General features: G+C 59.4%; 21 protein-coding genes. 7 read left to right on the top strand and 14 right to left on the bottom strand.

Annotated elements, in window-relative coordinates; all coding sequences use genetic code 11:
• Window position 1 precedes the first annotated feature (1 nt).
• The gene (locus tag OO258_RS19685) at window positions 2–409 is read left to right on the top strand and encodes an SMI1/KNR4 family protein (RefSeq protein ID WP_110743464.1); all 408 of its coding nucleotides are present in this window, start codon (window positions 2–4) and stop codon (window positions 407–409) included.
• A gap of 148 nt (window positions 410–557) precedes the next feature.
• Here the strand turns inward: OO258_RS19685 and OO258_RS19680 are convergent, their stop codons facing one another.
• Window positions 558–2,318, bottom strand: coding sequence for a cation:proton antiporter (locus tag OO258_RS19680; protein WP_266032122.1), 1,761 nt, complete (start codon window positions 2,316–2,318; stop codon window positions 558–560).
• A 342-nt stretch (window positions 2,319–2,660) separates the two neighbouring features.
• On the opposite strand from OO258_RS19680, the gene OO258_RS19675 reads away from it, so the two are divergent.
• Window positions 2,661–3,146: an acyl-CoA thioesterase gene (locus OO258_RS19675; RefSeq protein ID WP_110743466.1), complete on the top strand. Its 486-nt coding sequence runs from the start codon at window positions 2,661–2,663 to the stop codon at window positions 3,144–3,146.
• Here the strand turns inward: OO258_RS19675 and pdxY are convergent.
• Window positions 3,143–4,015, bottom strand: coding sequence for a pyridoxal kinase PdxY (gene pdxY / locus OO258_RS19670; protein WP_266032121.1), 873 nt, complete (start codon window positions 4,013–4,015; stop codon window positions 3,143–3,145). The genes OO258_RS19675 and pdxY overlap by 4 nt on opposite strands.
• 120 nt (window positions 4,016–4,135) lie before the next feature.
• Between pdxY and OO258_RS19665 the strand changes: the two genes are divergently transcribed.
• Window positions 4,136–4,528: a DUF3301 domain-containing protein gene (locus OO258_RS19665; RefSeq protein ID WP_266032120.1), complete on the top strand. Its 393-nt coding sequence runs from the start codon at window positions 4,136–4,138 to the stop codon at window positions 4,526–4,528.
• On the opposite strand, the gene OO258_RS19660 is transcribed toward OO258_RS19665, so the two are convergent.
• The 3 genes from OO258_RS19660 to zigA are packed head-to-tail and all read right to left on the bottom strand — an operon-like array spanning window position 4,529 to window position 7,372.
• Entirely contained in the window at window positions 4,529–5,500 is a 972-nt protein-coding gene (locus tag OO258_RS19660) for a CobW family GTP-binding protein (RefSeq protein WP_266032119.1), read from the bottom strand. It abuts the gene before it with no gap.
• 40 nt (window positions 5,501–5,540) lie between these two features.
• Entirely contained in the window at window positions 5,541–6,167 is a 627-nt protein-coding gene (locus tag OO258_RS19655; RefSeq protein WP_266032118.1) for a DUF1826 domain-containing protein, read from the bottom strand.
• Window positions 6,164–7,372 carry a zinc metallochaperone GTPase ZigA gene (zigA, locus tag OO258_RS19650; protein WP_266032117.1) on the bottom strand — a complete coding sequence of 403 codons (1,209 nt, stop codon included), beginning with the start codon at window positions 7,370–7,372 and terminating at the stop codon, window positions 6,164–6,166. Before zigA ends, OO258_RS19655 begins: the two co-directional genes overlap by 4 nt.
• Before the next feature lie 116 nt (window positions 7,373–7,488).
• On the opposite strand from zigA, the gene OO258_RS19645 reads away from it, so the two are divergent.
• Together OO258_RS19645 and folE2 are read left to right on the top strand one after the other, a co-directional pair.
• The gene (locus tag OO258_RS19645; RefSeq protein ID WP_266032116.1) at window positions 7,489–7,869 is read left to right on the top strand and encodes a glutamine synthetase; all 381 of its coding nucleotides are present in this window, start codon (window positions 7,489–7,491) and stop codon (window positions 7,867–7,869) included.
• Window positions 7,870–7,896: 27 nt separating this feature from the next.
• A complete protein-coding gene (gene folE2, locus OO258_RS19640) occupies window positions 7,897–8,802 on the top strand; it encodes a GTP cyclohydrolase FolE2 (protein ID WP_266032115.1) in 906 nt (301 codons plus the stop codon).
• Here folE2 and OO258_RS19635 read toward each other — a convergent pair.
• Window positions 8,786–9,313, bottom strand: a complete 528-nt coding sequence (locus OO258_RS19635) for a DUF3617 domain-containing protein (RefSeq protein WP_266032114.1) — start codon at window positions 9,311–9,313, stop codon at window positions 8,786–8,788. The two genes, folE2 and OO258_RS19635, sit on opposite strands and share 17 nt — an antisense overlap.
• A 133-nt stretch (window positions 9,314–9,446) precedes the next feature.
• On the opposite strand from OO258_RS19635, the gene cls reads away from it, so the two are divergent.
• The gene (cls, locus tag OO258_RS19630; protein ID WP_266032113.1) at window positions 9,447–10,886 is read left to right on the top strand and encodes a cardiolipin synthase; all 1,440 of its coding nucleotides are present in this window, start codon (window positions 9,447–9,449) and stop codon (window positions 10,884–10,886) included.
• Between the two features lie 122 nt (window positions 10,887–11,008).
• Here cls and cfaB read toward each other — a convergent pair whose 3' ends face one another.
• On the bottom strand, window positions 11,009–12,193 hold the full coding sequence (cfaB, locus tag OO258_RS19625; protein WP_110743476.1) for a C17 cyclopropane fatty acid synthase CfaB: 1,185 nt from the start codon (window positions 12,191–12,193) through the stop codon (window positions 11,009–11,011).
• A 208-nt stretch (window positions 12,194–12,401) separates the two neighbouring features.
• Between cfaB and lpdA the strand changes: the two genes are divergently transcribed.
• On the top strand, window positions 12,402–13,802 hold the full coding sequence (lpdA, locus tag OO258_RS19620) for a dihydrolipoyl dehydrogenase (protein WP_266032112.1): 1,401 nt from the start codon (window positions 12,402–12,404) through the stop codon (window positions 13,800–13,802).
• A 221-nt stretch (window positions 13,803–14,023) separates the two neighbouring features.
• On the opposite strand, the gene glmS is transcribed toward lpdA, so the two are convergent.
• From glmS to atpA, 7 genes are all read right to left on the bottom strand, one after another.
• Entirely contained in the window at window positions 14,024–15,859 is a 1,836-nt protein-coding gene (glmS, locus tag OO258_RS19615; RefSeq protein WP_266032111.1) for a glutamine--fructose-6-phosphate transaminase (isomerizing), read from the bottom strand.
• 2 nt (window positions 15,860–15,861) lie between these two features.
• Complete coding sequence (locus OO258_RS19610) at window positions 15,862–16,638, bottom strand: DeoR/GlpR family DNA-binding transcription regulator (protein WP_266032110.1); 777 nt, start codon at window positions 16,636–16,638, stop codon at window positions 15,862–15,864.
• Between the two features lie 291 nt (window positions 16,639–16,929).
• Window positions 16,930–18,297 carry a bifunctional UDP-N-acetylglucosamine diphosphorylase/glucosamine-1-phosphate N-acetyltransferase GlmU gene (gene glmU / locus OO258_RS19605; RefSeq protein ID WP_266032109.1) on the bottom strand — a complete coding sequence of 456 codons (1,368 nt, stop codon included), beginning with the start codon at window positions 18,295–18,297 and terminating at the stop codon, window positions 16,930–16,932.
• 123 nt (window positions 18,298–18,420) lie between these two features.
• Complete coding sequence (locus OO258_RS19600) at window positions 18,421–18,840, bottom strand: F0F1 ATP synthase subunit epsilon (protein ID WP_029886844.1); 420 nt, start codon at window positions 18,838–18,840, stop codon at window positions 18,421–18,423.
• Window positions 18,841–18,884: 44 nt separating this feature from the next.
• A complete protein-coding gene (gene atpD, locus OO258_RS19595) occupies window positions 18,885–20,261 on the bottom strand; it encodes a F0F1 ATP synthase subunit beta (RefSeq protein WP_110743485.1) in 1,377 nt (458 codons plus the stop codon).
• Between the two features lie 27 nt (window positions 20,262–20,288).
• Complete coding sequence (gene atpG / locus OO258_RS19590) at window positions 20,289–21,149, bottom strand: F0F1 ATP synthase subunit gamma (protein ID WP_009684663.1); 861 nt, start codon at window positions 21,147–21,149, stop codon at window positions 20,289–20,291.
• 48 nt (window positions 21,150–21,197) lie between these two features.
• Window positions 21,198–22,742: a F0F1 ATP synthase subunit alpha gene (atpA, locus tag OO258_RS19585; protein WP_110743486.1), complete on the bottom strand. Its 1,545-nt coding sequence runs from the start codon at window positions 22,740–22,742 to the stop codon at window positions 21,198–21,200.
• Between the last annotated feature and the right edge of the window lie 12 nt (window positions 22,743–22,754).

Here is a 22,754-nt window from a genome sequence, read left to right as displayed (position 1 = left end):
CGTGGAAGAAGTGATCGAACAACTCCGTGAAGCCAATGAGCCGGTACCGGTGCCTCTGGAGCTGCCCGATGAGGATCAGCTGGTAGAGATCGAAGAACAGCTGTTCATTAACATTCCATACGTGTTCAAGGAATTTCTGCTAACCGTGAGTGACGTGGTTTACGGCTCCCTTGAGCCCGTGACCTGTACTGACCCACATTCACACACGTACCTGCCAGAAGTTGCCGCTACCGCTTGGGATGCGGGCGTACCCCGTGAGCTGATCCCGTTGTGCCAGGACGGGGACGACTATTACTGCGTCGAAGAAGACGGAACCGTGGTGCTGTGGAGCGCCGAAGACGAAATCGTCGGCGAGGAAAGCTGGGAATCGGTGTGGCACTGGGCGCGGGATGTCTGGCTGGAGAGCTGATTCAACCTTGGATGAGGCCGAGACCGGGCCGTATGGCTTGGTGCCATCTATGTAGTAAAATCGCCAGGCTTTCTGCGTCTGGCGACATCGCTACCGCTCCATCCCCTCGGACGACGGTGAAAGCTTGCGCAGGGAGCGTGATCCCTTCTCAGTGCGAATTCTCGCGGCTGTTTTCCAGCGTCTCGAGCAAGGCAATCTGCATCCGCGTATGCACGCGGATGAACCAGCGCCACAACAGCGCCACCACCACCGCAGCCACTACGGCAATGACCAGCAGCAATTCATTGGTCGGCAGGATGCTCGCCGACAACGCTGATAGCAGCAAGAAAATCACCAGCAGCGACAAGAGCGGAATGACCTCGGCAATCACACGGCGCACACGCTGGGTATGCCGCCCGGCCATTTCCGGTTTCACACCCATCTCCGCCAGCAGCATCGACAGCGCCTTGAGTTTGCGGTACGCGGCGATCAAAAATGGCAGCGACAGCAACAACGCTGCGCCCCAGATCACTGCTTTCTGCTGGCTGGCATCGCTTACCCATTCACTGAGCCAGTTGCCGATACGCCCGGCGAAGTAACCCCCACTGAAGAAGATGGCAATGACCAGCGCCAGGTTAACCCCCACCTGCAACAGAATGCGCCGGATCATGGCCGCCACCATGGCGCTCTCGCCCTGCGGCTGAATGTTGCGCAGCCACTCGCCATATAACGACAATACCCGCGCCAGGCGGCGGGGCACCACATTGCCCAGCTTCTGCGACAGCGGGTCGGCAGCACGGATCAGGTACGGCGTCAGCAGCGTGGTGATTGCCGATACGGCGACCGCCACGGGGTAGAGGAAGTCGCTGGTTACCTGCAGGGTCATGCCCAGTGCAGCGATGATGAAAGAGAACTCCCCGATTTGCGAAAGGCCCATGCCCACGCGCAACGAGGTCCGTCCGTCATTGCCTGCGATGAACGCCCCCATGCCGCAGGACAGCATCTTGCCCAGCACTACGGCAAGGGTGATGACCACGATTGGCCAGGCGTAGTCGACCAGTACCTGCGGGTCGATCATCAGACCGATGGCAACGAAGAAGATGGCGCTGAACAGGTCGCGTACCGGCTCGATCAGACGCTCGATCTTCAGCAACTGGCGCGACTCGGCCATGATCGCGCCGATCAGGAAGGCGCCTAACACCATGCTGTACTCCAGTTTCACTACCAGCAGGCAGAAGCCGAAACACAGGCCCAGCACGGTAATCAGCAACATCTCGTTGCTTTCGAACTTGGCCACATAGGCCAACAGCCTTGGCACCAGCAGGATGCCGATGACCAAGGCAACGATCATGAACAGCGACAGCTTGCCGACGGTGGAGAACACCTCCCCCGAGCTGACCGTGCCGCTGACGGCGATGCCCGAGAGCAGGGCGATGATGCCGATGCCAAGGATGTCCTCGACGATCAACACACCGAAGATCAGCTGGGCAAAGCGCTCGTTTTTCATCTTCAGGTCGTTGAGCGCCTTGACGATGATGGTGGTCGAAGAAATGGCCAGGATGGCGCCAAGGAACAGTGAGTCCATGGTGTTCCAGCCGAACCAGCGGCCGATCTCGAAACCGATCCAGATCATCAGCACGATTTCCAGGAACGCCGCGATAAATGCAGTAGCCCCCACCTTGAACAGCTTGCGCAAGCTGAACTCAAGCCCCAGACAGAACATCAAGAAGATCACCCCCAGTTCGGCCAGGGTCTTGATGGTGTCTTCATCGTGGATCAGGCCGAACGGCGGGGTGTGCGGGCCGATGATGAAGCCGGCGACAATGTAGCCCAGCACCACCGGCTGCTTGAACCGGTGGAACAGAATGGTCACCACGCCAGCGACCAGCATGATGACTGCCAGGTCCTGGATGAAGCTGATGGCATGCATGGCGTGATACTCCTTTTCTCGTCTTTTTCTGGATGCCTGGGCAGACCGCTCCGCTGCCAAGGCGTCCTTGAGCGAGCAGCACGTACATACTGTATTGAATGCCGGAAGGCCCACATTGCGTGGGCGTACTCAGGGTAACATCGCGATACGCGGCAAAAAGCCGATGCAATATGCAGAAACAGATAGGCCGGAAAAGCACCGCTGATGGCATGATCAGCGTGACGATGGCGCGTCAGCCAACGTCCCGTATCCGCAAGGCATATTCAAAAGAGGGGAACAGAAGTGTCAGCAGATAACGCCCTCCACTCGCCCGATTCAGCGCAACCTAACCGTGAGCACACTATGGAACCTGGAAACGCCCAGCTGAGCATGACCGTCCTGATGACCCCGGACATGGCCAACTTTTCTGGCAACGTACATGGCGGCACCCTGCTCAAGTACCTCGACGAGGTGGCCTACGCGTGCGCCAGCCGCTATGCCGGCAGTTATGTGGTGACTTTGTCGGTAGACCAGGTGATCTTCCGCGAACCGGTACATGTAGGAGAGCTGGTGACCTTCCTGGCATCGGTCAACTACACCGGCAACACCTCGATGGAGGTGGGTATCAAGGTGGTGACCGAAAACATCCGCGAGCGCTCGGTGCGCCATTCGAACAGTTGCTTCTTCACCATGGTCGCGGTCGACGACAACCGCCGGCCGGTGCCGGTGCCACCGCGCCAGCCGCACACCAGCGAAGAAAAGCGCCGCTTCCTGCAAGGCCAGCAGCGCCGCCAGATCCGTCAAGAGCTGGAAAAGCGCTACCAGGACCTGAAAACCGACGCCAACTAGAACGCCAGCAACTGCGCCTCGAAGCGCACCCGTGGATGCGCGATACGGTCCTGGGCCCGAATTAGCTGCAGTTCGTAGCTGGCGCAGGCCTGGGTTTCCAGCAGTACTTCGTGCACCGCAGCGGCGGTGAACTCAAACGCCTGCACCCAGCTATCGCCGAGCAGCACGCGGGCCAGGAACAATCCGGAAGTCAGGTCCCCCACCCCCACCGGCTGACGTGGGAACGCCAGCATCGGGCGGCGCAAGTGCCAGCTGTGTTCGGCGGTGACCAGCAGCATTTCAAACTGGTCCTCGGCACGGCCGGGGTAAGCCAGGTGCTTGACCAGCACCACCTGCGGCCCGCGCTGCAGCAAGCTGCGCGCCATGTCTACGCAATCCTCAAGCGACTGCGCGCGGCGCCCACAGAAGCTATCCAGCTCCAGCTGGTTGGGGCACAGGATGTCGGCCCTGGCAGCAGCTTCATCGAGCAGGAACTCACTGACTTCCGGTGGCACTATGCAGCCCTTCTCCGGGTGCCCCATGACCGGGTCGCACAGGTACAAGGCTTTAGGGTTCACCGCCTTGATCCGCTCAACGCCGGCCAAAATCGCCCGGCCCTGTTCGGCACTGCCCAGGTAGCCCGACAGCACCGCATCGCAGTGGCCCAACTCGCCAATGTTGGAAATGCCTTGCACCAACGCAGGAATTTGCGCCGGGGCAAGCACTTCGCCCGACCACTGGCCATACTGTGTGTGATTGGAAAACTGCACGGTATTGAGCGGCCAGACATTGACCCCGATACGCTGCATGGGAAACACCGCGGCGCTGTTGCCGGCGTGGCCGAACACCACATGGGACTGGATGGCGAGCAGGTGCGGGGTACGTTTCATGCGGGAGGTTTCCAAAGCTGTTTCAAGAATTGTGCGCAGCGCAGTATGAACTCGATTGCCACCTGTACGACAGGCCAGGGACGCAGTTAAGCTGGATCTACCTGTTTGGAGCATATGCAAATGTTGACCCTGGAGAACCTCTTCGTCCTGATGCTGGTAGCCACGGCAGGCGCCTGGTTGTGGCACAACCACGGGTTGCGCGAAAAAGCCCTGGAACGGGTCAAACAGCATTGCGCCAAGCTCGACCTTGAGCTGCTCGATGACGCCGTTGCGCTCAAGCGCATAGCCTTCGTCCGCGATGCCAACGGCCGCAAGCGCCTGGCGCGCATCTACGCCTTCGAGTTCACCGTCACCGGCGAGCAGCGCCACCCCGGTACGGTGACCCAGTTTGGCGCGCACAGCGTGCATATCGAGCTTGCGCCCTACCCGTTCGAAATCAAGACCCCGCCACGTACCGGCAATGTCATCGAGATGCAGCAGTGGCGCCAGGAGCACAACCGCTGGCGTAATTGATCAACTGATATGGCATTCACGCAATCCGGCGTGCAATGCGGGTTGGTCTTGCGGCTGGTCGAAAATCAGCTCGATCCGGCTGTCTCTGCGCCAGTCACTGGGCTGCCAGGCGGGTAAGTTCCCGTCCAGCCCATTGAATGACTGCCAACCTTCCAAACTGTGGATAACTCCCTTGGCGCGACGCCAGGGCCAAGTGCGCAAGAACGCTTCCAGCCGCTGTGGATAAAACTGCTGGCTGGGGTGCCAGCGCCAGCCAATGCTCCACCCTCCCTCCCCGTCTTGGGCAAGACAGATCGGCTGACTGGCATCCGTCCATAGGACGGCTGGCGCACTCTCAGGATTGTCGACAATCTCGATATCGCGAAATGGGCTGTCAACAATCTGCAAGGGTGCTGTCGGCAAGCCTTCAAGCGGTAGCTCCCCTTGCACGGTCCAGCTGATTTTCTTATCTTTAAATTTATTAGTTATCAACAACTTAAATGATTCATCCACAGCCTCAGACTTGTTGAAAATCACATTATCCGAGGCGTTGAATGCCTGCTGCTGGGCGTCTGGAAGCGGCTCGTTCCGAACCATGGCCTGGGCATCCAGAACAGTCAAAAGCGGCTGAATTGTCAGCACTCCGGCCCAAGGCGCCGCTTGCAGTTTGGCCAATAACTGAAGCGGATGGCCCAAGCCAGAAGGCTCGATGAACAACCGATCAGGGCGGGATTTACGTAACAAACGGCCCAGCCCCACCTGGAATGGCATACCGTTGACGCAGCACAGGCAGCCGCCCGCGACTTCCCCGATGGCAATGCCGTCTTCATCACGGCTGAGCAAGGCCGCATCCAGGCCTACCAGGCCGAACTCGTTGATCAACACCGCCCAGCGTTCATTGGCAGGGCGTTGGGCCAGCAGGTGGCGGATCAGGGTGGTCTTGCCGGCACCTAACGGCCCGGCAATCACGTGGGTGGGAATGTTCTGCAGCATGGGTTGGCTTCAGGCGATTGTAATATCTAACTATGCGCTGTCAGGCCAGCCAGTCAAGGCTGAGCAACAGGCGCGCCTGCTGCCCCGAAGGCGAGCGGTGGACAAGGCCCGCGCCTTCGTTACCCTGCCATTTTTCGCCCTTGAGCACCGCCACTTCACCGGCCAGCAGTTGCTGAATGTTATCCACATACCGATCAGCTGTGGGTAACTCACTGCGCGTGCTTTGCTGCTCCTGCAACCATTCGCTACCGGGACCCACATAGGTGGTGAGCAGCCTTAATGGAACGTTATCCACATGGAAGCGCGGGCACATCGGGTTGTGCAGTACCCGCAGACGCAAACCAACCCGCCGTGCACCCACCAGGCACGTATAAGCCGCCACCAACCAGGTTACATCGGCAACGAAGGCCTCGTAGCCTTGCAACTCCGCAGCTTCGCGCAGCAGGTCAGGCAATATCGGCGTGTTTTGCTCGTCCACATCGATTACCCGCTGATCGGCGAGCGGCACGCCAAGGCTTATCACCAGGTCGGCAAAGTCTTCCAGCTGCGGCGGCAAGCGCCGGTGCCATACGGCTAAATTAACGCCATCCCGAAGTACTTCAGTCAGCACCTGTGGGTTTTCGCCCGACACCTGGAAAATATCCACAGGCCGGTGTGCCAGGTTCATGCCGCCACCTCCTCGTGCCAGGGGCCAAACGGGTCAGGCAGTCGCAACCACCCCATATGCCCCAGATCCATTTCTTCATCCGTCAACAAGCAGGCATCAAGGGCTGTGGATAGTTTTTCGAAGTCAATGTTTTGCCCTATGAACACCAGCTCCTGGCGGCAGTCACCCGTTTCGGGGATCCAGTGCTTGAGAATTGCACTGGTGTTATCCACATCTTGCGGCCACTGGTCGCGTGGCACGAACCGCCACCAGCGCCCGGCCAGGCCATAGCGCATCATCCCTCCAGCCTGCGACCAGCTTCCGGCTTCCTGATATTTACTGGCCAGCCAGAAAAAGCCTTTGGAACGCAACAGCCGACCGTTGCTCCAGTGCGTGTGGATAAAGTTGAAAAAGCGCTGTGGATGAAACGGTCGACGCGCCTGCCAGGTTGTTGCAGCGATCCCGTACTCTTCGGTTTCCGGCACATGCTCACCGCGCAGCTCCTGCAGCCAGCCTGGCGCCTGCGCAGCCTGGTCGAAGTCGAACAAACCGGTATCGAGGATGCGCGCCAGCGGCACCTGGCCCATGACCATGGGTATGATCTGCGCCCGGGCATTGAGGCTGCGCAAAATAGCAGTGAGCTCTTCCCGCTCATGGTGGCTGATCAGGTCGATCTTGCTCAGCAGCAGCACATCGGCAAACTCGACCTGCTCGATCAACAGATCAGTGATGGAGCGCTCGTCTTCTTCGCCCAGGGTTTCGCCGCGGCTGGCCAGGCTGTCAGCGGCCTGGTAGTCACGCAGAAAATTCAGGCCATCGACCACGGTAACCATGGTGTCTAGCCGCGCCATGTCTGAGAGGCTTCGGCCCTGCTCATCACGGAACGTGAAGGTTTCAGCCACCGGCAGAGGCTCGGAGATACCGGTGGATTCGATGAGCAGGTAATCGAAACGTCCTTCCTCTGCTAGCCGCGCTACCTCTTCGAGCAAGTCTTCACGCAGCGTGCAGCAGATGCAGCCGTTGCTCATCTCCACCAATTTTTCTTCGGCACGGTTGAGGCTGACATTGCGCTGCACCTCGCTGGCGTCGATGTTGATCTCACTCATGTCATTGACGATCACCGCAACCCGCAGGTTGTCGCGGTTACGCAGCACATGGTTGAGCAAGGTGCTTTTGCCGGCGCCAAGAAATCCGGACAGCACGGTGACGGGTAAACGGTTGGACATGGGCGAAACCTCTTCAGGCGAGCGCATTCGAAACGATGCATTGCACAATGTTATAAAGTAACAATACAATTTCGCCAAGTCGTAATCGACGGACGCGTGCTCACTGGGGATGAAACATGAAACTGCCTTGCATCATGGTGATGCTGATGCTTGCGATGCCCACCTCGCTGCTAGCCATGCCACAAAGCAGTGGCCTGGCGCTGTGTACCCGCAGTGCAATGCTGATCGCTTGCCAGGATGGCAAGGGCAGTTATTACAGCGTGCGCAGCGAAGGCAGCACGTTGTTCCTGCGCGGCTACGACTTCAATAGCCAACGCCTGTGGGCACAAACAAACAGCCGCTACGGCACGCTAACCTTTTTCACCGGCCTGGCCAGCGACGGAGAGGCCTGGGTGGGCTACAGCCGCCGCGTTGGCTGGACTACCCTGAACCGCGTGTCCAGTTCCAGCGGCCAACGCTTCAAGCTGCATTGCAGCTTGATCGGCGGTTGCCGTTGACGCCTTTTTTTTTGATTGGAAAGCCAGATGACCCAGCTCAAGCTCCCAGACATCGCCGCACAAACCCAGCAGTACACTTTGCCGTTGGACTGGGTGGGCATGTGTGGAATCGCCTTGCCGGTGCAATTCGAGGGACGCATCGCTGCCGCCAACATCGATGCCGGGGTCAGCTTGGTGGATGGTTGTTCTCGCGGTATCCATATGTCGCGGCTGTACCTTGCCTTGGAATCGCTGGAGAATCAGGCGCTGACTCCAATCGCAATCCACCGGCTTTTGCTGGATTTTCTGAGCAGCCATGAAGGGCTTTCGTCGGCAGCCTATCTACAAATCAGCTTCGAACACTTGCTAAAACGACCCGCCTTGGTCAGTCCGTTGGCGGGCTGGAAAAGCTACGCCGTGACGGTGGATGCCAGAATCGTTAATGGAATGTTCCACGTGGAACTATCCGTTTCCATCCCATACTCATCGACTTGCCCATGCTCGGCGGCACTGGCGCGGCAACTGATTCAGCAGCAGTTCCTAGCGGGCTTCAGCGAGCAGCAGGTCGACAAGTCTGCGGTGCTGCAATGGCTAGGCACTGCCGAAGGCATCGTGGCTACGCCCCACAGCCAGCGTAGTGCAGCGCATGTTCAGGTGCGGCTACGCCATCACCAGCCGGTATTGCCAGTTACCGAATTGATAGATGGCATCGAGAGGAGCTTGGGGACCGCGGTGCAAACCGCAGTGAAGCGAGCAGACGAACAAGCGTTTGCGTTGGCCAATGGGCAGAACCTGATGTTCTGCGAAGATGCAGCTCGGCGCCTGCACCAGGCACTGCGCCAAGTTGAATGGAGCACTGCCTTCAAGCTGCGCGTGGAACATGCAGAGAGCCTGCATGCCCACGACGCGGTTGCCACAAGCCAGTGGCAGTGGGGGCTCAACTGCGCGGCTTGACCGTACCGCAGTCATTGCCCAACCACACCGCCCGGGTGTTCATGCTGCCTTGCTGCTGCACACCCGAAGCGTTGAAAGTGCCACTCACCTGCGTAGTGAATTCGCGGTCACTGAGGAATGTGGCCTGGCCGGTGCCCTGTGCTTTCGGGCAGCTGAACTGGAACTTCCAGACATTGCCGGTACGGTCGGTAATTTTCTGAGTGCAGCCTGACTTGGGGTCCTGCAACGGGATGTCATTGGTCGCCACTTGCTCTGGTGTCAGGCACGACCGAACGCCCTTGCCACCGACAGTTACCCCCTGTTTTGCCAACACCCCTTCCATCATTGCGCGCTGCTCCGGCGGCAGGTTCTTAAGCTGGCCGAGCATGAACTCCATGTCGGGCAGCGGCTTGCCATCGACCTGCATGTTGCTGGTAGTCAGCTCCCACAAACCTGGTTGCAGCATCTGGGCATGCACCAATGGGCTGCTCAAACCTAGGGCCAACGCCAACAGTGGCAGACGAATCTTCATGGACGAACGCTCCTGGAAAAAAGCCGGCCAAGCGGGCCGGGCTGAGCCTTAGACGCCAAATCCACCTGCGGGTTGCAAGGTGGACCGGGAACGTGTTCTGTTACCTCAAGTGTACTCGGCAAGCAGGATGCAAATGGATTACCACAGCCCCTACTTCTTCGGTTACCTACTCGGCCTGATCCACCTGCTGGGTATCGTTGCCGCGCTTCACGCGCTGTTCACCGTGCGCACAGCCCAAGGCGCAATTGCCTGGGCCATGCCTTTGTTCTTCATCCCCTACCTGACCTTGATCCCCTACCTGGTTTTTGGCGCCCGCTCGTTCTATGCCTACATCAAGGCGCGACGGCAAGCCAATCAGGAAATGCACGTGGCCATGGCCAACCTCAACTGGCGCCCTTGGGTTGAAGAAGCCCTGACTGCCCGCGAATCACAAAGCTATGTGGCGTTGCGCGCCATGCCTAAGCTGGGGCGTATGCCTTGCCTGGCAAACAACCAAGTGAAGCTGCTGATCAATGGCGCAGCCACCTTCGATGCCATCTTTGCAGCCATCGAGAAAGCCCGGGACGTGGTGCTGGTGCAGTTCTTCATCATCCATGACGACACCCTTGGCAAGGCACTGCAGCAACTGCTGTTACGCAAAGCCGCGGAAGGGGTACAGGTTTTCGTGTTGTATGACCGCGTGGGCAGCCATGCCTTACCGGCCAGTTACAGCCAGGTACTGCGTGAGGGCGGAGTACAGATTCATGCGTTCGCTACCCGCCGTGGCTGGTTCAATCGCTTCCAGGTGAACTTCCGCAACCATCGCAAGATCGTGGTGGTGGATGGCCTGCTCGGTTTTATCGGGGGGCACAACGTGGGGGACGAGTACCTGGGTGCGCACCCGCATCTTTCCCCCTGGCGCGACACCCATGTGCAAATCGGCGGGCCAGTGCTTGCCTGCCTGCAAGAGTCGTTTGCCGAGGACTGGTATTGGGCCACGCGCCAGCTACCCCCGCTGATTCTTCCAGATACCTACCCGGACAACGGCGTGTTGTGCCAAGCGCTAGCCAGCGGCCCGGCCGACCCACAGGAAACCTGCTCGTTGTTCTTCCTCGAAGCGATTCATTCGGCCACCCGCAGGGTGTGGATTACCAGCCCGTATTTCATTCCTGACGAAGCGGTGTTTGCCGCATTGCGGCTGGCGGTATTGCGCGGGGTCGATGTACGGGTGCTGATTCCATCAAGGCCAGACCACCGTATCGTCTATGCCGCATCCAGCCTGTTCGCCTTCGAAGCAGTACGCGCGGGGGTACGCATGTTCCGTTACCAGCCGGGCTTCTTGCACCAGAAAGTGGTGCTGGTGGATGACGATGTCAGTGCCATTGGCAGTGCCAACCTGGACAACCGCTCGTTCCGCCTGAACTTCGAAATTACCCTGCTGACGGTCGACCGTGGGTTTGCAGATCAGGTCGAGCATATGCTGAACGATGACTTTGAGCAGTCGCGGGAGATAACCGCTGAGGACAGCCGCGATACTCATCGGCTGCAGCAATTGGGGATGCGTATTGCACGGTTGATCTCGCCGATTCTCTAACGCTGGAGGCAGGACCTCGCGACACCCGCTTGCGTTGCATAGGGGCCGGTCAAGCTGAGCGAACCTTTCAGCTTGACCGACCCCTATGCAACGCAAAGCTGTTAACGCAAGTCGAAGGTGATCTAGCGGTACAGATCCTCGCGGGTCCATGGCAGATCATGGTGCCCATCGGCATACGGCTTCACAGCCAGAATCTGGTGCAGATTGATCCAGCCTTTCTGGAACGCATAAGCACACCCGGCCAGGTACAAGCGCCAGATCCGCAGGGTTTTCTCGGGCACCAGCGCCGCCGCTTTGTGCAGCTGGTTCTCCAGGTTCTCACTCCAGTGATGCAGCGTCTTGGCGTAATGCAAGCGCAGGCTTTCCACGTCCACCACCTCCAGCCCCGCTTCGCAGATACTGGCGCTGATCATCGACAAATGCGGCAGCTCCCCATGAGGAAACACGTAGCGGTCGATAAACTCGCCAGCGCCCCGCCCGACCGGCCGGCCATCGACGTGCTTGGCGGTGATGCCGTGGTTCATCACCAGCCCGCCCTCCCTCACCGCGCCAAACAGCTTCTGGCAATACAGCGCCAGGTTGGCGTGCCCAACGTGCTCAAACATGCCCACGCTGACGACTTTGTCGAAGCGACCATCCTGGGGCAAGTCGCGGTAGTCCAGGATCTGCAGGTCGACCTTGTCGGCAAGGCCCTCTGCTTTGACGCGTTGGCGACCAAGCTTGAGCTGCTCTTTGCTCAGGGTGATGCCAAACACCTTGGCGCCATACTCACGGGCAGCGAAACGCGCCAGCCCACCCCAGCCACAGCCCACATCCAACAGGTAGTCGCCCGCATCCAGGCGTAGCTTGCGGCACAAGTGATCGAACTTGTCCTGCTGGCCTTGATCCAGGGTGTTGTCCGGTTCGCGGAAGTAGGCACACGAATAGGCCATGTCCTTATCCAGCCACAGCTGGTAAAACTCGTTGGACACATCATAGTGATAAGAGATGGCTTCGGCGTCCGTGCTCTTGTCGTGAGACAGCCGTTGCGGTGGCGTTTCATCCTCGTCCTTCAGCAATGCGTCACTCAGTTCATCGCATACGCGGATGGCCTCACCAATATCGCCTTCCAGCTCAAGCTTGCCTTCAACGAACGCAGTGCCCAGCTGGTCCATGCTTGGGTGAGTCAGCTGGCTGATCAGTTGCGGTTCCTTGACCAGGATAGTGACCTGCGGGCTGGGCCCCAGATCGAACTGATTGCCGTCCCAAAGTTTCAGCCGCAGCGGCAGATGCAAGCTCTGCAGTGCCGGTGGAAGTTGCGCAAGCATGAACGACCCTCCAAATCCGTATATGGCCACGACGCCTTATATTTCGAACGTTGCCGGATCAGAGTAGTTCATTCGTGGGATGTTTCCTCTAAACACGACCATGGTCTAGAACCAACTGGTCTTATTCGCACAGCAGATTGTATACAATTTCTGCGTCTCAGCTTAACCTTGTGCCCCTCTCGCGCTTCTACATCCTGGAGTTGAACCCATGAAATCCTATGACGTGGTGATCATCGGCGGTGGCCCTGGTGGCTACAATGCGGCCATCCGCGCTGGCCAGCTGGGCCTGAGCGTAGCCTGCGTGGAAGGCCGCTCGACCTTGGGCGGCACCTGCCTGAATGTCGGCTGCATGCCGTCCAAGGCACTGTTGCATGCTTCTGAATTGTACGAAGCGGCTAGCGGCGACGAATTCGCCCACCTCGGTATCGAAGTAAAGCCTACCCTCAACCTCGCCCAAATGATGAAACAGAAGGACGAGAGCGTGACCGGCCTGACCAAGGGCATCGAATATTTGTTTCGCAAGAACAAGGTCGACTGGATCAAGGGCTGGGGCCGCCTGGACGGTGTCGGCAAGGTCGTGGTCAAAGCTGAAGACGGTAGCGAGACAGCGCTGCAGGCCAAGGACATCGTCATTGCGACCGGCTCCGAGCCCACCCCGCTGCCAGGCGTGACCATCGACAACCAGCGCATCATTGACTCGACCGGCGCACTGTCCCTGCCACAAGTGCCCAAACACCTGGTCGTCATCGGCGCCGGCGTGATCGGCCTTGAACTGGGTTCGGTCTGGCGACGCCTGGGTAGCCAGGTTACGGTCATCGAATACCTCGACCGGATCTGCCCAGGCACCGACACCGAAACCGCCAAAACCCTGCAGAAGGCCCTGGCCAAGCAAGGCATGGCATTCAAGCTGGGCAGCAAAGTGACCCAAGCCACGGCCAGCGCCGATGGCGTGAGCCTGACACTGGAGCCTGCCGCTGGCGGTACTGCAGAGTCACTGCAAGCCGACTACGTGCTGGTGGCTATCGGTCGCCGCCCCTACACCAAAGGCCTGAACCTTGAAAGCGTGGGCCTGGAAACCGACCAGCGCGGCATGCTCGGCAACCAGCACCACCGCACCTCTGTGCCGGGCGTGTGGGTGATTGGTGACGTCACATCCGGCCCGATGCTGGCGCACAAGGCCGAAGATGAAGCAGTAGCCTGCATCGAGCGCATCGCTGGCAAGCCCCACGAGGTCAACTACAACCTGATCCCTGGTGTGATTTACACACGCCCGGAGCTGGCTACCGTGGGCAAGACCGAAGAGCAGCTCAAGGCCGAAGGGCGCGCCTATAAAGTAGGCAAGTTCCCCTTCACCGCCAACAGCCGCGCCAAGATCAACCACGAAACCGAAGGCTTCGCCAAGGTCATCGCTGACGCCGCAACCGATGAAGTGCTGGGTGTACACCTGGTGGGCCCAAGCGTCAGCGAAATGATTGGGGAGTTCTGCGTGGCCATGGAGTTCTCGGCCTCTGCAGAAGACATCGCCCTCACCTGCCACCCGCACCCGACCCGCTCCGAGGCGTTGCGCCAGGCAGCGATGAATGTGGATGGCATGGCCATGCAAATCTGATGGGGCACATTCGCAGCGTCAGTTACTCTCTCTTGCACTTGGCGCTGCGGAACACTGCCCTCCAGCAGATCGCGCGCCGGCTGGCATGAACGTGCTTGTCTCCGGGAAGTGCTGCTGAAGTCGAAGTCTTTGTTCCGGGTGGCGCTACCAATCAGGGTTTCGCGATCTGAAAGTAAAATGCCCTCCGGATGGAGGGCATTTTAGCAACGTGCAGCTACCTGTTACTCGACAGTAACGGACTTGGCCAGATTCCGAGGCTGGTCAACGTCAGTCCCCTTGAGTACGGCCACGTAATACGAAAGCAGCTGCAGTGGAATGGTGTACAGGATCGGCGCCAGGGCGTCCGCGATGTGCGGCACCTTGATCACGTGGGTGCCTTCGCCATTGGTCATGCCAGCTTGCTCGTCGGCGAATACCACCAGCTCGCCGCCACGGGCACGCACTTCCTGCAGGTTGGACTTCAGCTTTTCCAGCAGTTCGTTGTTCGGTGCAACGGTAACCACCGGCATGTCGTTGTCTACCAGCGCCAGCGGGCCGTGCTTCAGCTCGCCTGCCGGGTAGGCTTCAGCGTGGATGTAGGAGATTTCCTTGAGCTTGAGTGCACCTTCCATCGCCACCGGGTACTGCGCACCGCGGCCGAGGAACAGGGTGTGGTGCTTGTCGGCAAACAGCTCGGCGATCTTCTCGACGGTCGCGTCCATGGCCAGTGCCTCGCCCAGGCGGGTAGGCAGACGGCGCAGTTCTTCCACCAGCTCGGCTTCGACACCGGCTTCCAAGGTACCGCGCACCTGGCCCAGCGCCAAGGTCAGCAGCATCAACGATACCAGCTGTGTAGTGAAGGCCTTGGTCGAAGCAACGCCGATCTCCGGGCCGGCGAGGGTCAACAGGGTCAGGTCCGATTCACGTACCAGCGAGCTGATGCCGACGTTGCAGATTGCCAGGCTGCCAAGGAAACCCAGTTCCTTGGCGTTGCGCAGCGCGGCCAGGGTGTCGGCAGTTTCACCGGACTGCGAGATGGAGACGAACAGGGTATCCGGCTGCACCACCACCTTGCGGTAACGGAACTCGCTGGCCACTTCAACCTGGCATGGGATGCCGGCCAGGCTTTCCAGCCAGTAGCGGGCGACCATACCAGCGTGGTAGCTGGTGCCGCAGGCAACGATCTGCACGTTGCGCACCTTGGCGAACAACTCCGCAGCGTTCGGGCCGAAGGCTTGGACCAGCACATTATCCTTGCCCAGGCGACCTTCCAGGGTGCGCTGGACAACGCTTGGCTGCTCGTGGATTTCCTTGAGCATGAAGTGGCGGTAGTTACCCTTGTCCGCAGCTTCGGCGCCTTCATGGTACTGCACGGTTTCGCGCTGGACCTTGTGGCCGGCCTGGTCCCAGATGGTGACCTGCTCACGGCGGATCTCAGCGATATCGCCTTCTTCCAGGTACATGAAGCGGTCCGTGACCTGGCGCAAGGCCAATTGGTCAGACGCCAGGAAGTTCTCACCCAAGCCCAAGCCGATAACCAGGGGGCTGCCGCTGCGTGCGGCTACCAGGCGGTCAGGCTGCTTGGCGCTGATCAGTGCCAGGCCGTAAGCACCATGCAGGCGCTTCACTGCGGCCTTGAGGGCATCGGCCAGGTCCGGAATGCTCTTCAGGGTGTGCTGGATCAAGTGCACGATGACTTCGGTGTCAGTCTGCGAAGTGAAGACATAGCCGAGGCCCTTCAACTCTTCGCGCAGCTCTTCATGGTTCTCGATGATGCCATTGTGCACAACGGCCACTTCGTTGCCAGAGAAGTGCGGGTGGGCGTTGCCTTCGGTTGGCGCGCCGTGGGTAGCCCAACGCGTGTGGGCGATGCCCAACTGGCCAGCCAGCGGGTCTGCAGCGACAGCAGCTTCCAGCTCGCTGACCTTGCCGATGCGGCGGCGGCGATGCAGCTCACCATTCTGGGATAGCACGGCCAGGCCAGCGCTGTCGTAACCGCGGTACTCAAGACGCTTGAGGCCTTCGATCAGGATGGCGGTGATATTACGTTCGGCGACGGCACCAACGATTCCACACATAGTTATTGCTCCTGGCTGATCGCGGCGCAGATCAGGTTGATGCCGCGGGCTTGAATTTGTTCGCGTGCCGCTGCGGGCAGGCGCTCATCTGTAATAAGGGTGTGCACGCTGCCCCAGGGCAGCTCAAGGTTGGGGATCTTGCGCCCCACCTTGTCCGACTCGACCATGACGATCACTTCACGGGCCACTTCGGCCATGACCCGGCTCAGGCCGAGCAACTCGTTGAAGGTGGTGGTACCCCTGCCGAGATCGATGCCATCGGCACCGATGAACAACTGGTCGAAATCGTAGGAACGCAGGACATGCTCGGCGACCTGACCCTGAAACGACTCGGAATGCGGGTCCCAGGTGCCACCGGTCATCAACAGCACCGGCTCGTGTTCAAGGTCGCAAATGGCACGGGCCACATTAAGCGAGTTGGTCATCACCACCAGGCCAGGCTGGCGCCCCAGCTCGGGGATCATCGCCGCCGTGGTGCTGCCACTGTCGATGATGATGCGCGCATGCTCGCGGATACGCCCTACTGCTGCCCGGGCGATGGCCTTCTTGTAGGAAGACACGGGCTGGGCGGGCTCACCCAGCAGTTCTTGCGGCACCGGTACCGCACCACCGTAGCGGCGCAGCAACAGGCCGTTGGTTTCCAGCGCGGCGAGGTCTTTGCGTATGGTCACTTCCGATGTTTCGAAACGCTTGGCCAAGGCGTCCACGCTCACCTCGCCCTGCTCACTGAGCAAAGCGAGGATATTGTGCCGACGTTGTGGGGTGTTTCGTTTCGACATGGGCGGTTAAGTTTCGATTCGAAAGATAATGATGCCAATCAAAACTCAAGATGAGCGGCTCGTCAAGTTCCGCCTGCCCTGTGGATAATGTTTGGGCACTGGCCGGGCGCTTTGAGGGAGTGCCGCAAATGGCAGAGAAGCGGTCTTTGAAATCGGGGGGAGGCAGTAACTGGAGCGCTGGTTTGAAGCCGATCGCGCTATCAGCGCCGCTGAAGGAGCCCCCGCAAGACGCTCAAAAAAAACCGACTTATTCACACAAGTCGGCTTTCGATCGAAACATCTGTGGACAACTCAACTCTTCTTGAGTTTTTCCGGCCGCTTCCAGCCCGAAATATTGCGCTGGCGTGCACGGCCCACCGCCAGATCGCCGGCTTCGACAGTTTGGGTAATGGTCGAACCGGCAGCAGTGGTGGCCCCAGCCTGGATTTCCACAGGCGCGACCAGGGAATTATTCGAACCGATGAACACGTCCTCGCCCATTACGGTCTTGAACTTATTGGCGCCATCGTAGTTACAGGTGATGGTACCCGCGCCGATATTAGTGCGCGCGCCGATCTCGGCGTCACCCAGGTAAGTGAGGTGGCCAGCCTTGGCGCCTTCACCCAGGTGGGCATTTTTCAGTTCGACGAAGTTACCCACATGGGCCTTGGCCTCCAGCACGCTGCCCGGGCGCAGGCGGGCGAACGGACCAGCATCGCTGCCCTCGCCCATCACGGCACCTTCCAGGTGGCTGTTGGCCTTCACCACCGCACCTTTGCGCAGGGTGGTGTTCTTGATCACACAGTTAGGGCCAATCTGCACATCGTCCTCGATGACCACCTTGCCTTCGAGAATCACGTTGATGTCGATGAGTACATCACGACCAACGGTCACTTCACCGCGCACATCGAAGCGGGCTGGATCACGCAGTGTCACCCCCTTGGCCATCAGCCGACGGCCTTCACGCAGCTGGTAGTGGCGTTCAAGCTCGGACAGCTGGCGGCGGTCGTTGGCGCCCTGCACTTCCATCGGGTCGTGGGGCTGTTCGGTTGCCACCACCAGGCCATCGGCCACGGCCATGGCAATGACGTCGGTCAGGTAGTACTCGCCCTGGGCGTTGTTGTTCGACAGGCGGCCCATCCAGTCGGCGAGGCGCGCGGCCGGCAGGGCCAGAATGCCGGTGTTGCCTTCCTTGATTGCTCTCTGCGCGTCGTCGGCGTCCTTGTGCTCAACGATGGCAGTGACCTGGCCTTGCTCGTCACGAACGATACGGCCATAGCCAGTCGGGTCGTCGAGCGTGACGGTAAGCAGGCCCAATTGCTGGTCGTTGGCTTTGGCCAACAGACGCTGCAGGGTTTCCACTTCGATCAGCGGCACATCGCCGTACAGTACCAGCACGGTGTCGGCGGTGAGCGCCGGGAGGGCTTGGGCAACCGCATGGCCGGTACCCAGCTGCTTGTCCTGCATGACGAAATTCAGGTCGTCAGAAGCCAGGCGCTCTCGCACCAACTCGGCCCCATGACCAATGACCACATGAATCCCCTGCGGCTGCAACTGGCGTGCACTGTGGATAACATGGCCAAGCATGGAGTTGCCGGCTACCGGGTGCAGTACCTTGGGCAGGGCCGAGCGCATGCGGGTGCCTTGGCCGGCGGCGAGAATAACGATATCGAGTGACATTACTGGCTACCAATCCTGGGCGGTCAGTGAAATGACCGGTTCTATGAGTTTCACAAAAGAAAAAGGGTAGCCGATGGCTACCCTTTAACTCAATCGCAACGCAAGTACGCGGCCAAAGCCGGATTACTTGCCTCTGCGCATTTGCTGGACAGTACGCAGCTGAGCTGCAGCCTCGGCCAGACGTGCGGCAGCTGCGCCGTAGTCGAAATCCGAGCCTTTAGTGTTCAGCGCGTTCTCGGCAGCCTTGAGGGCTTCCTGAGCCTGAGCTTCGTCCAGGTCGGCAGCACGTTGTACGGTGTCGGCAAGAACCTTCACCATGTTCGGCTGCACTTCGAGGAAGCCACCGGAGATGTAGAACACCTCTTGAGTGCCACCCTGCTTGGTCAGCGTGATCGGACCTGGCTTGAGATTGGTGATCAGCGGCGCGTGGCCTGGAGCGATACCCAGATCGCCCAGGTTGCCGTGCGCTACTACCATCTCGACCAGGCCGGAGAAGATTTCTCCTTCCGCGCTGACGATGTCGCAATGGACTGTCATAGCCATCTGCTTGCCTCAACCTGATTAGCGCCCCTTGCGGGGCGCCGGGATTACAGTTTCTTGGCTTTCTCGATCGCTTCGTCGATGCTGCCGACCATGTAGAACGCTTGTTCTGGCAGGTGGTCGTAGTCACCTTTGAGGATGCCGCTGAAGCCAGCGATGGTGTCTTTCAGGGAAACGTACTTGCCTGGCGAACCGGTGAAGACTTCGGCCACGAAGAACGGCTGCGACAGGAAGCGCTGGATCTTACGAGCGCGGGCTACCAGTTGCTTGTCGCTTTCGGACAGTTCGTCCATACCCAGGATCGCGATGATGTCCTTCAGCTCTTTGTAGCGCTGCAGAACATACTGAACGCCACGAGCGGTCTCGTAGTGCTCGTTGCCGATCACGTTCGGGTCCAGCTGGCGCGAAGTCGAGTCCAGTGGATCAACCGCTGGGTAGATACCCAGGGAGGCGATGTCACGGGACAGAACGACGGTGGCGTCCAAGTGGGCGAAGGTGGTCGCTGGCGACGGGTCGGTCAAGTCGTCCGCAGGTACGTATACGGCCTGAACGGAGGTGATCGAACCTTCCTTGGTGGAGGTGATGCGCTCTTGCAGAACGCCCATCTCTTCAGCCAGGGTCGGCTGGTAACCTACTGCCGAAGGCATACGGCCCAGCAGTGCGGATACTTCGGTACCGGCCAGGGTGTAACGATAGATGTTGTCGACGAACAGCAGAACGTCGTTACCTTCGTCACGGAACTTCTCAGCCATGGTCAGGCCGGTCAGCGCCACGCGCAGACGGTTTCCTGGTGGCTCGTTCATCTGACCGTAGACCAGCGCTACCTTGTCGAGAACGTTGGAGTCCTTCATCTCGTGGTAGAAGTCGTTACCCTCACGAGTACGCTCACCCACACCAGCGAACACGGAATAACCGCTGTGTTCCATGGCGATGTTACGGATCAGTTCCATCATGTTTACGGTCTTGCCTACACCGGCACCACCGAACAGACCAACTTTACCACCCTTGGCGAACGGGCAAACCAGGTCGATAACCTTGATGCCAGTTTCCAGCAGGTCGTTGCCACCAGCCTGGTCAGCGAACGAAGGCGCTGGCTGGTGGATACCGCGACGCTCTTCTTCGCCGATCGGGCCGGCTTCGTCGATCGGGTTGCCCAGTACGTCCATGATGCGGCCCAGAGTGGCCTTACCAACAGGAACGGAAATGGCAGCGCCGGTGTCGACGACATCCAGACCGCGCTTCAGGCCTTCGGTCGAGCCCATCGCAATGGTACGAACCACGCCGTCGCCCAGCTGCTGCTGAACTTCCAGGGTGGTTTCCGCGCCTTGTACTTTCAGCGCGTTGTAAACACTCGGTACGCTGTCACGTGGGAATTCCACGTCGATGACGGCGCCGATGATTTGAACGATACGTCCGCTACTCATAGCTGGATCCTCTGAATTTTTGAACCGTTAAACCGCGGCAGCGCCGCCGACGATTTCCGAGATCTCCTGGGTGATCGCAGCCTGACGCGCCTTGTTGTAGATCAATTGCAGCTCTTTGATCAAATCACCGGCGTTGTCTGTGGCGTTCTTCATGGCGATCATCCGGGCCGCTTGTTCAGCAGCGTTGTTCTCGACCACCGCCTGGTAGACCTGCGACTCCACGTAACGCACCATCAAGCCGTCCAGCAGCTCTTTTGCGTCGGGTTCGTACAGGTAGTCCCAGTGGTGCTTGAGTTCCTGATCCGGGGTTGCCACCAACGGTACCAATTGCTCGACCGTCGGTTTTTGGGTCATGGTGTTGATGAACTTGTTCGAAACCACCGAAAGGCGATCGATACGGCCATCCATGTAGGCGTCCAGCATCACTTTGACGGAGCCGATCAGATCATTGATCGATGGCTCTTCGCCCAGGTGGCTGATCGCGGCTACAACGTTGCCGCCAAAGATGCGGAAGAAAGTCGCACCCTTGCTGCCGATCACGCACAGGTCGATTTCAACGCCCTGTTCGCGGTTTTCGCTCATGTCCTTGACCAGGGCCTTGAACAGGTTGGTGTTCAAGCCACCGCACAGACCACGGTCACTGCTCACCACGATATAACCGGCGCGCTTTACAGGGCGCTCGATCATGAACGGGTGGCGGTATTCCGGGTTGGCGTTGGCCAGATGACCGATCACCTGGCGGATACGCTCCGCGTAAGGACGGCTAGCAGCCATGCGCATTTGTGCCTTGCGCATTTTGCTGACCGCCACTTTCTCCATGGCGCTGGTAATTTTTTGCGTGCTTTTGATGCTCGCAATCTTACTGCGAATCTCTTTTGCGCCTGCCATGTATCACCTATCAGGTTAGCAAGCGGGGGCCGGAGCCCCCGCTGCGGCTTACCAGGTCTGGGTGGCCTTGAACTTCTCGATACCGGCTTTCAGGCCAGCGTCGATTTCGTCGTTGAAGTCACCCTTCACGTTGATCTTCGCCATCAGGTCGGCGTGATCACGGTTGAAGAAGGCGATCAGCGCTTGCTCGAAGCTACCGACCTTGGAGACTTCCACGTCAGTCAGGAAACCACGCTCAGCGGCATACAGCGACAGGGCCATGTCCGCGATGGACATCGGCGCGTACTGCTTCTGCTTCATCAGCTCGGTTACGCGCTGACCATGCTCCAGCTGCTTGCGGGTCGCTTCGTCCAGATCGGAAGCGAACTGGGCGAATGCAGCCAGTTCACGGTACTGAGCCAGAGCGGTACGAATACCACCGGACAGCTTCTTGATGATCTTGGTCTGAGCGGCACCACCTACGCGGGATACCGAAACACCGGCGTTCACTGCAGGGCGGATGCCCGAGTTGAACATGGCCGATTCCAGGAAGATCTGACCGTCGGTGATGGAAATCACGTTGGTCGGAACGAACGCAGAAACGTCGCCAGCCTGGGTTTCGATGATCGGCAGGGCGGTCAGGGAACCGGTCTTGCCAGTGACTGCGCCATTGGTGAACTTCTCGACGTACTCTTCGGAAACGCGCGATGCACGCTCCAGCAGACGGGAGTGGAGATAGAACACGTCACCTGGGTACGCTTCACGTCCTGGTGGACGGCGCAGCAGCAGGGAGATCTGACGGTAGGCAACGGCCTGCTTGGACAGGTCATCGTAAACGATCAGGGCGTCTTCACCGCGGTCACGGAAGAACTCGCCCATGGTGCAGCCGGCGTATGGCGCCAGGAACTGCAGTGCGGCGGATTCCGAAGCACTGGCAACGACCACGATGGTGTTGGCCAGGGCGCCGGTTTCTTCCAGCTTGCGAACGATGTTGGCAACGGTGGAACGCTTCTGGCCGACTGCAACATAAACACAGAAAATACCGGAGTCTTTCTGGTTGATGATGGCGTCGATGGCCATGGCGGTCTTGCCGATCTGACGGTCACCGATGATCAGCTCGCGCTGGCCACGGCCGACAGGGATCATGGCGTCGACGGACTTGTAGCCAGTCTGTACAGGCTGGTCTACCGACTTACGCCAGATCACGCCTGGAGCCACTTTCTCGACGGCGTCGGTCTGGGTGTTGCCCAGAGGACCTTTGCCGTCGATCGGGTTACCCAGTGCGTCAACGACGCGACCCAGCAGTTCCTTACCAACTGGAACTTCCAGGATGCGGCCGGTGCACTTGGCGCTCATGCCTTCGGCGAGGGTGTCATAGGCACCCAGGATCACTGCACCTACGGAGTCTTGCTCCAGGTTCAGGGCCATGCCGTAGACGCTGCCAGGGAACTCGATCATTTCGCCGTACATGACGTCGGCCAGACCGTGGATCCGCACGATACCGTCGGATACCGAAACAACGGTACCTTCGTTACGGGCTTGGGAGCTCACATCGAGGTTATCGATGCGGCCCTTGATGATTTCACTAATTTCGGAAGGATTGAGTTGCTGCATTGCTCTGCTGCC

The organism is Pseudomonas sp. DCB_BI (genome assembly GCF_026240995.1).
GTDB lineage: Bacteria > Pseudomonadota > Gammaproteobacteria > Pseudomonadales > Pseudomonadaceae > Aquipseudomonas.
The sequence above is the reverse complement of the archived record's forward strand: the minus strand, read 5'-3'. Positions and strand labels throughout refer to the sequence as shown.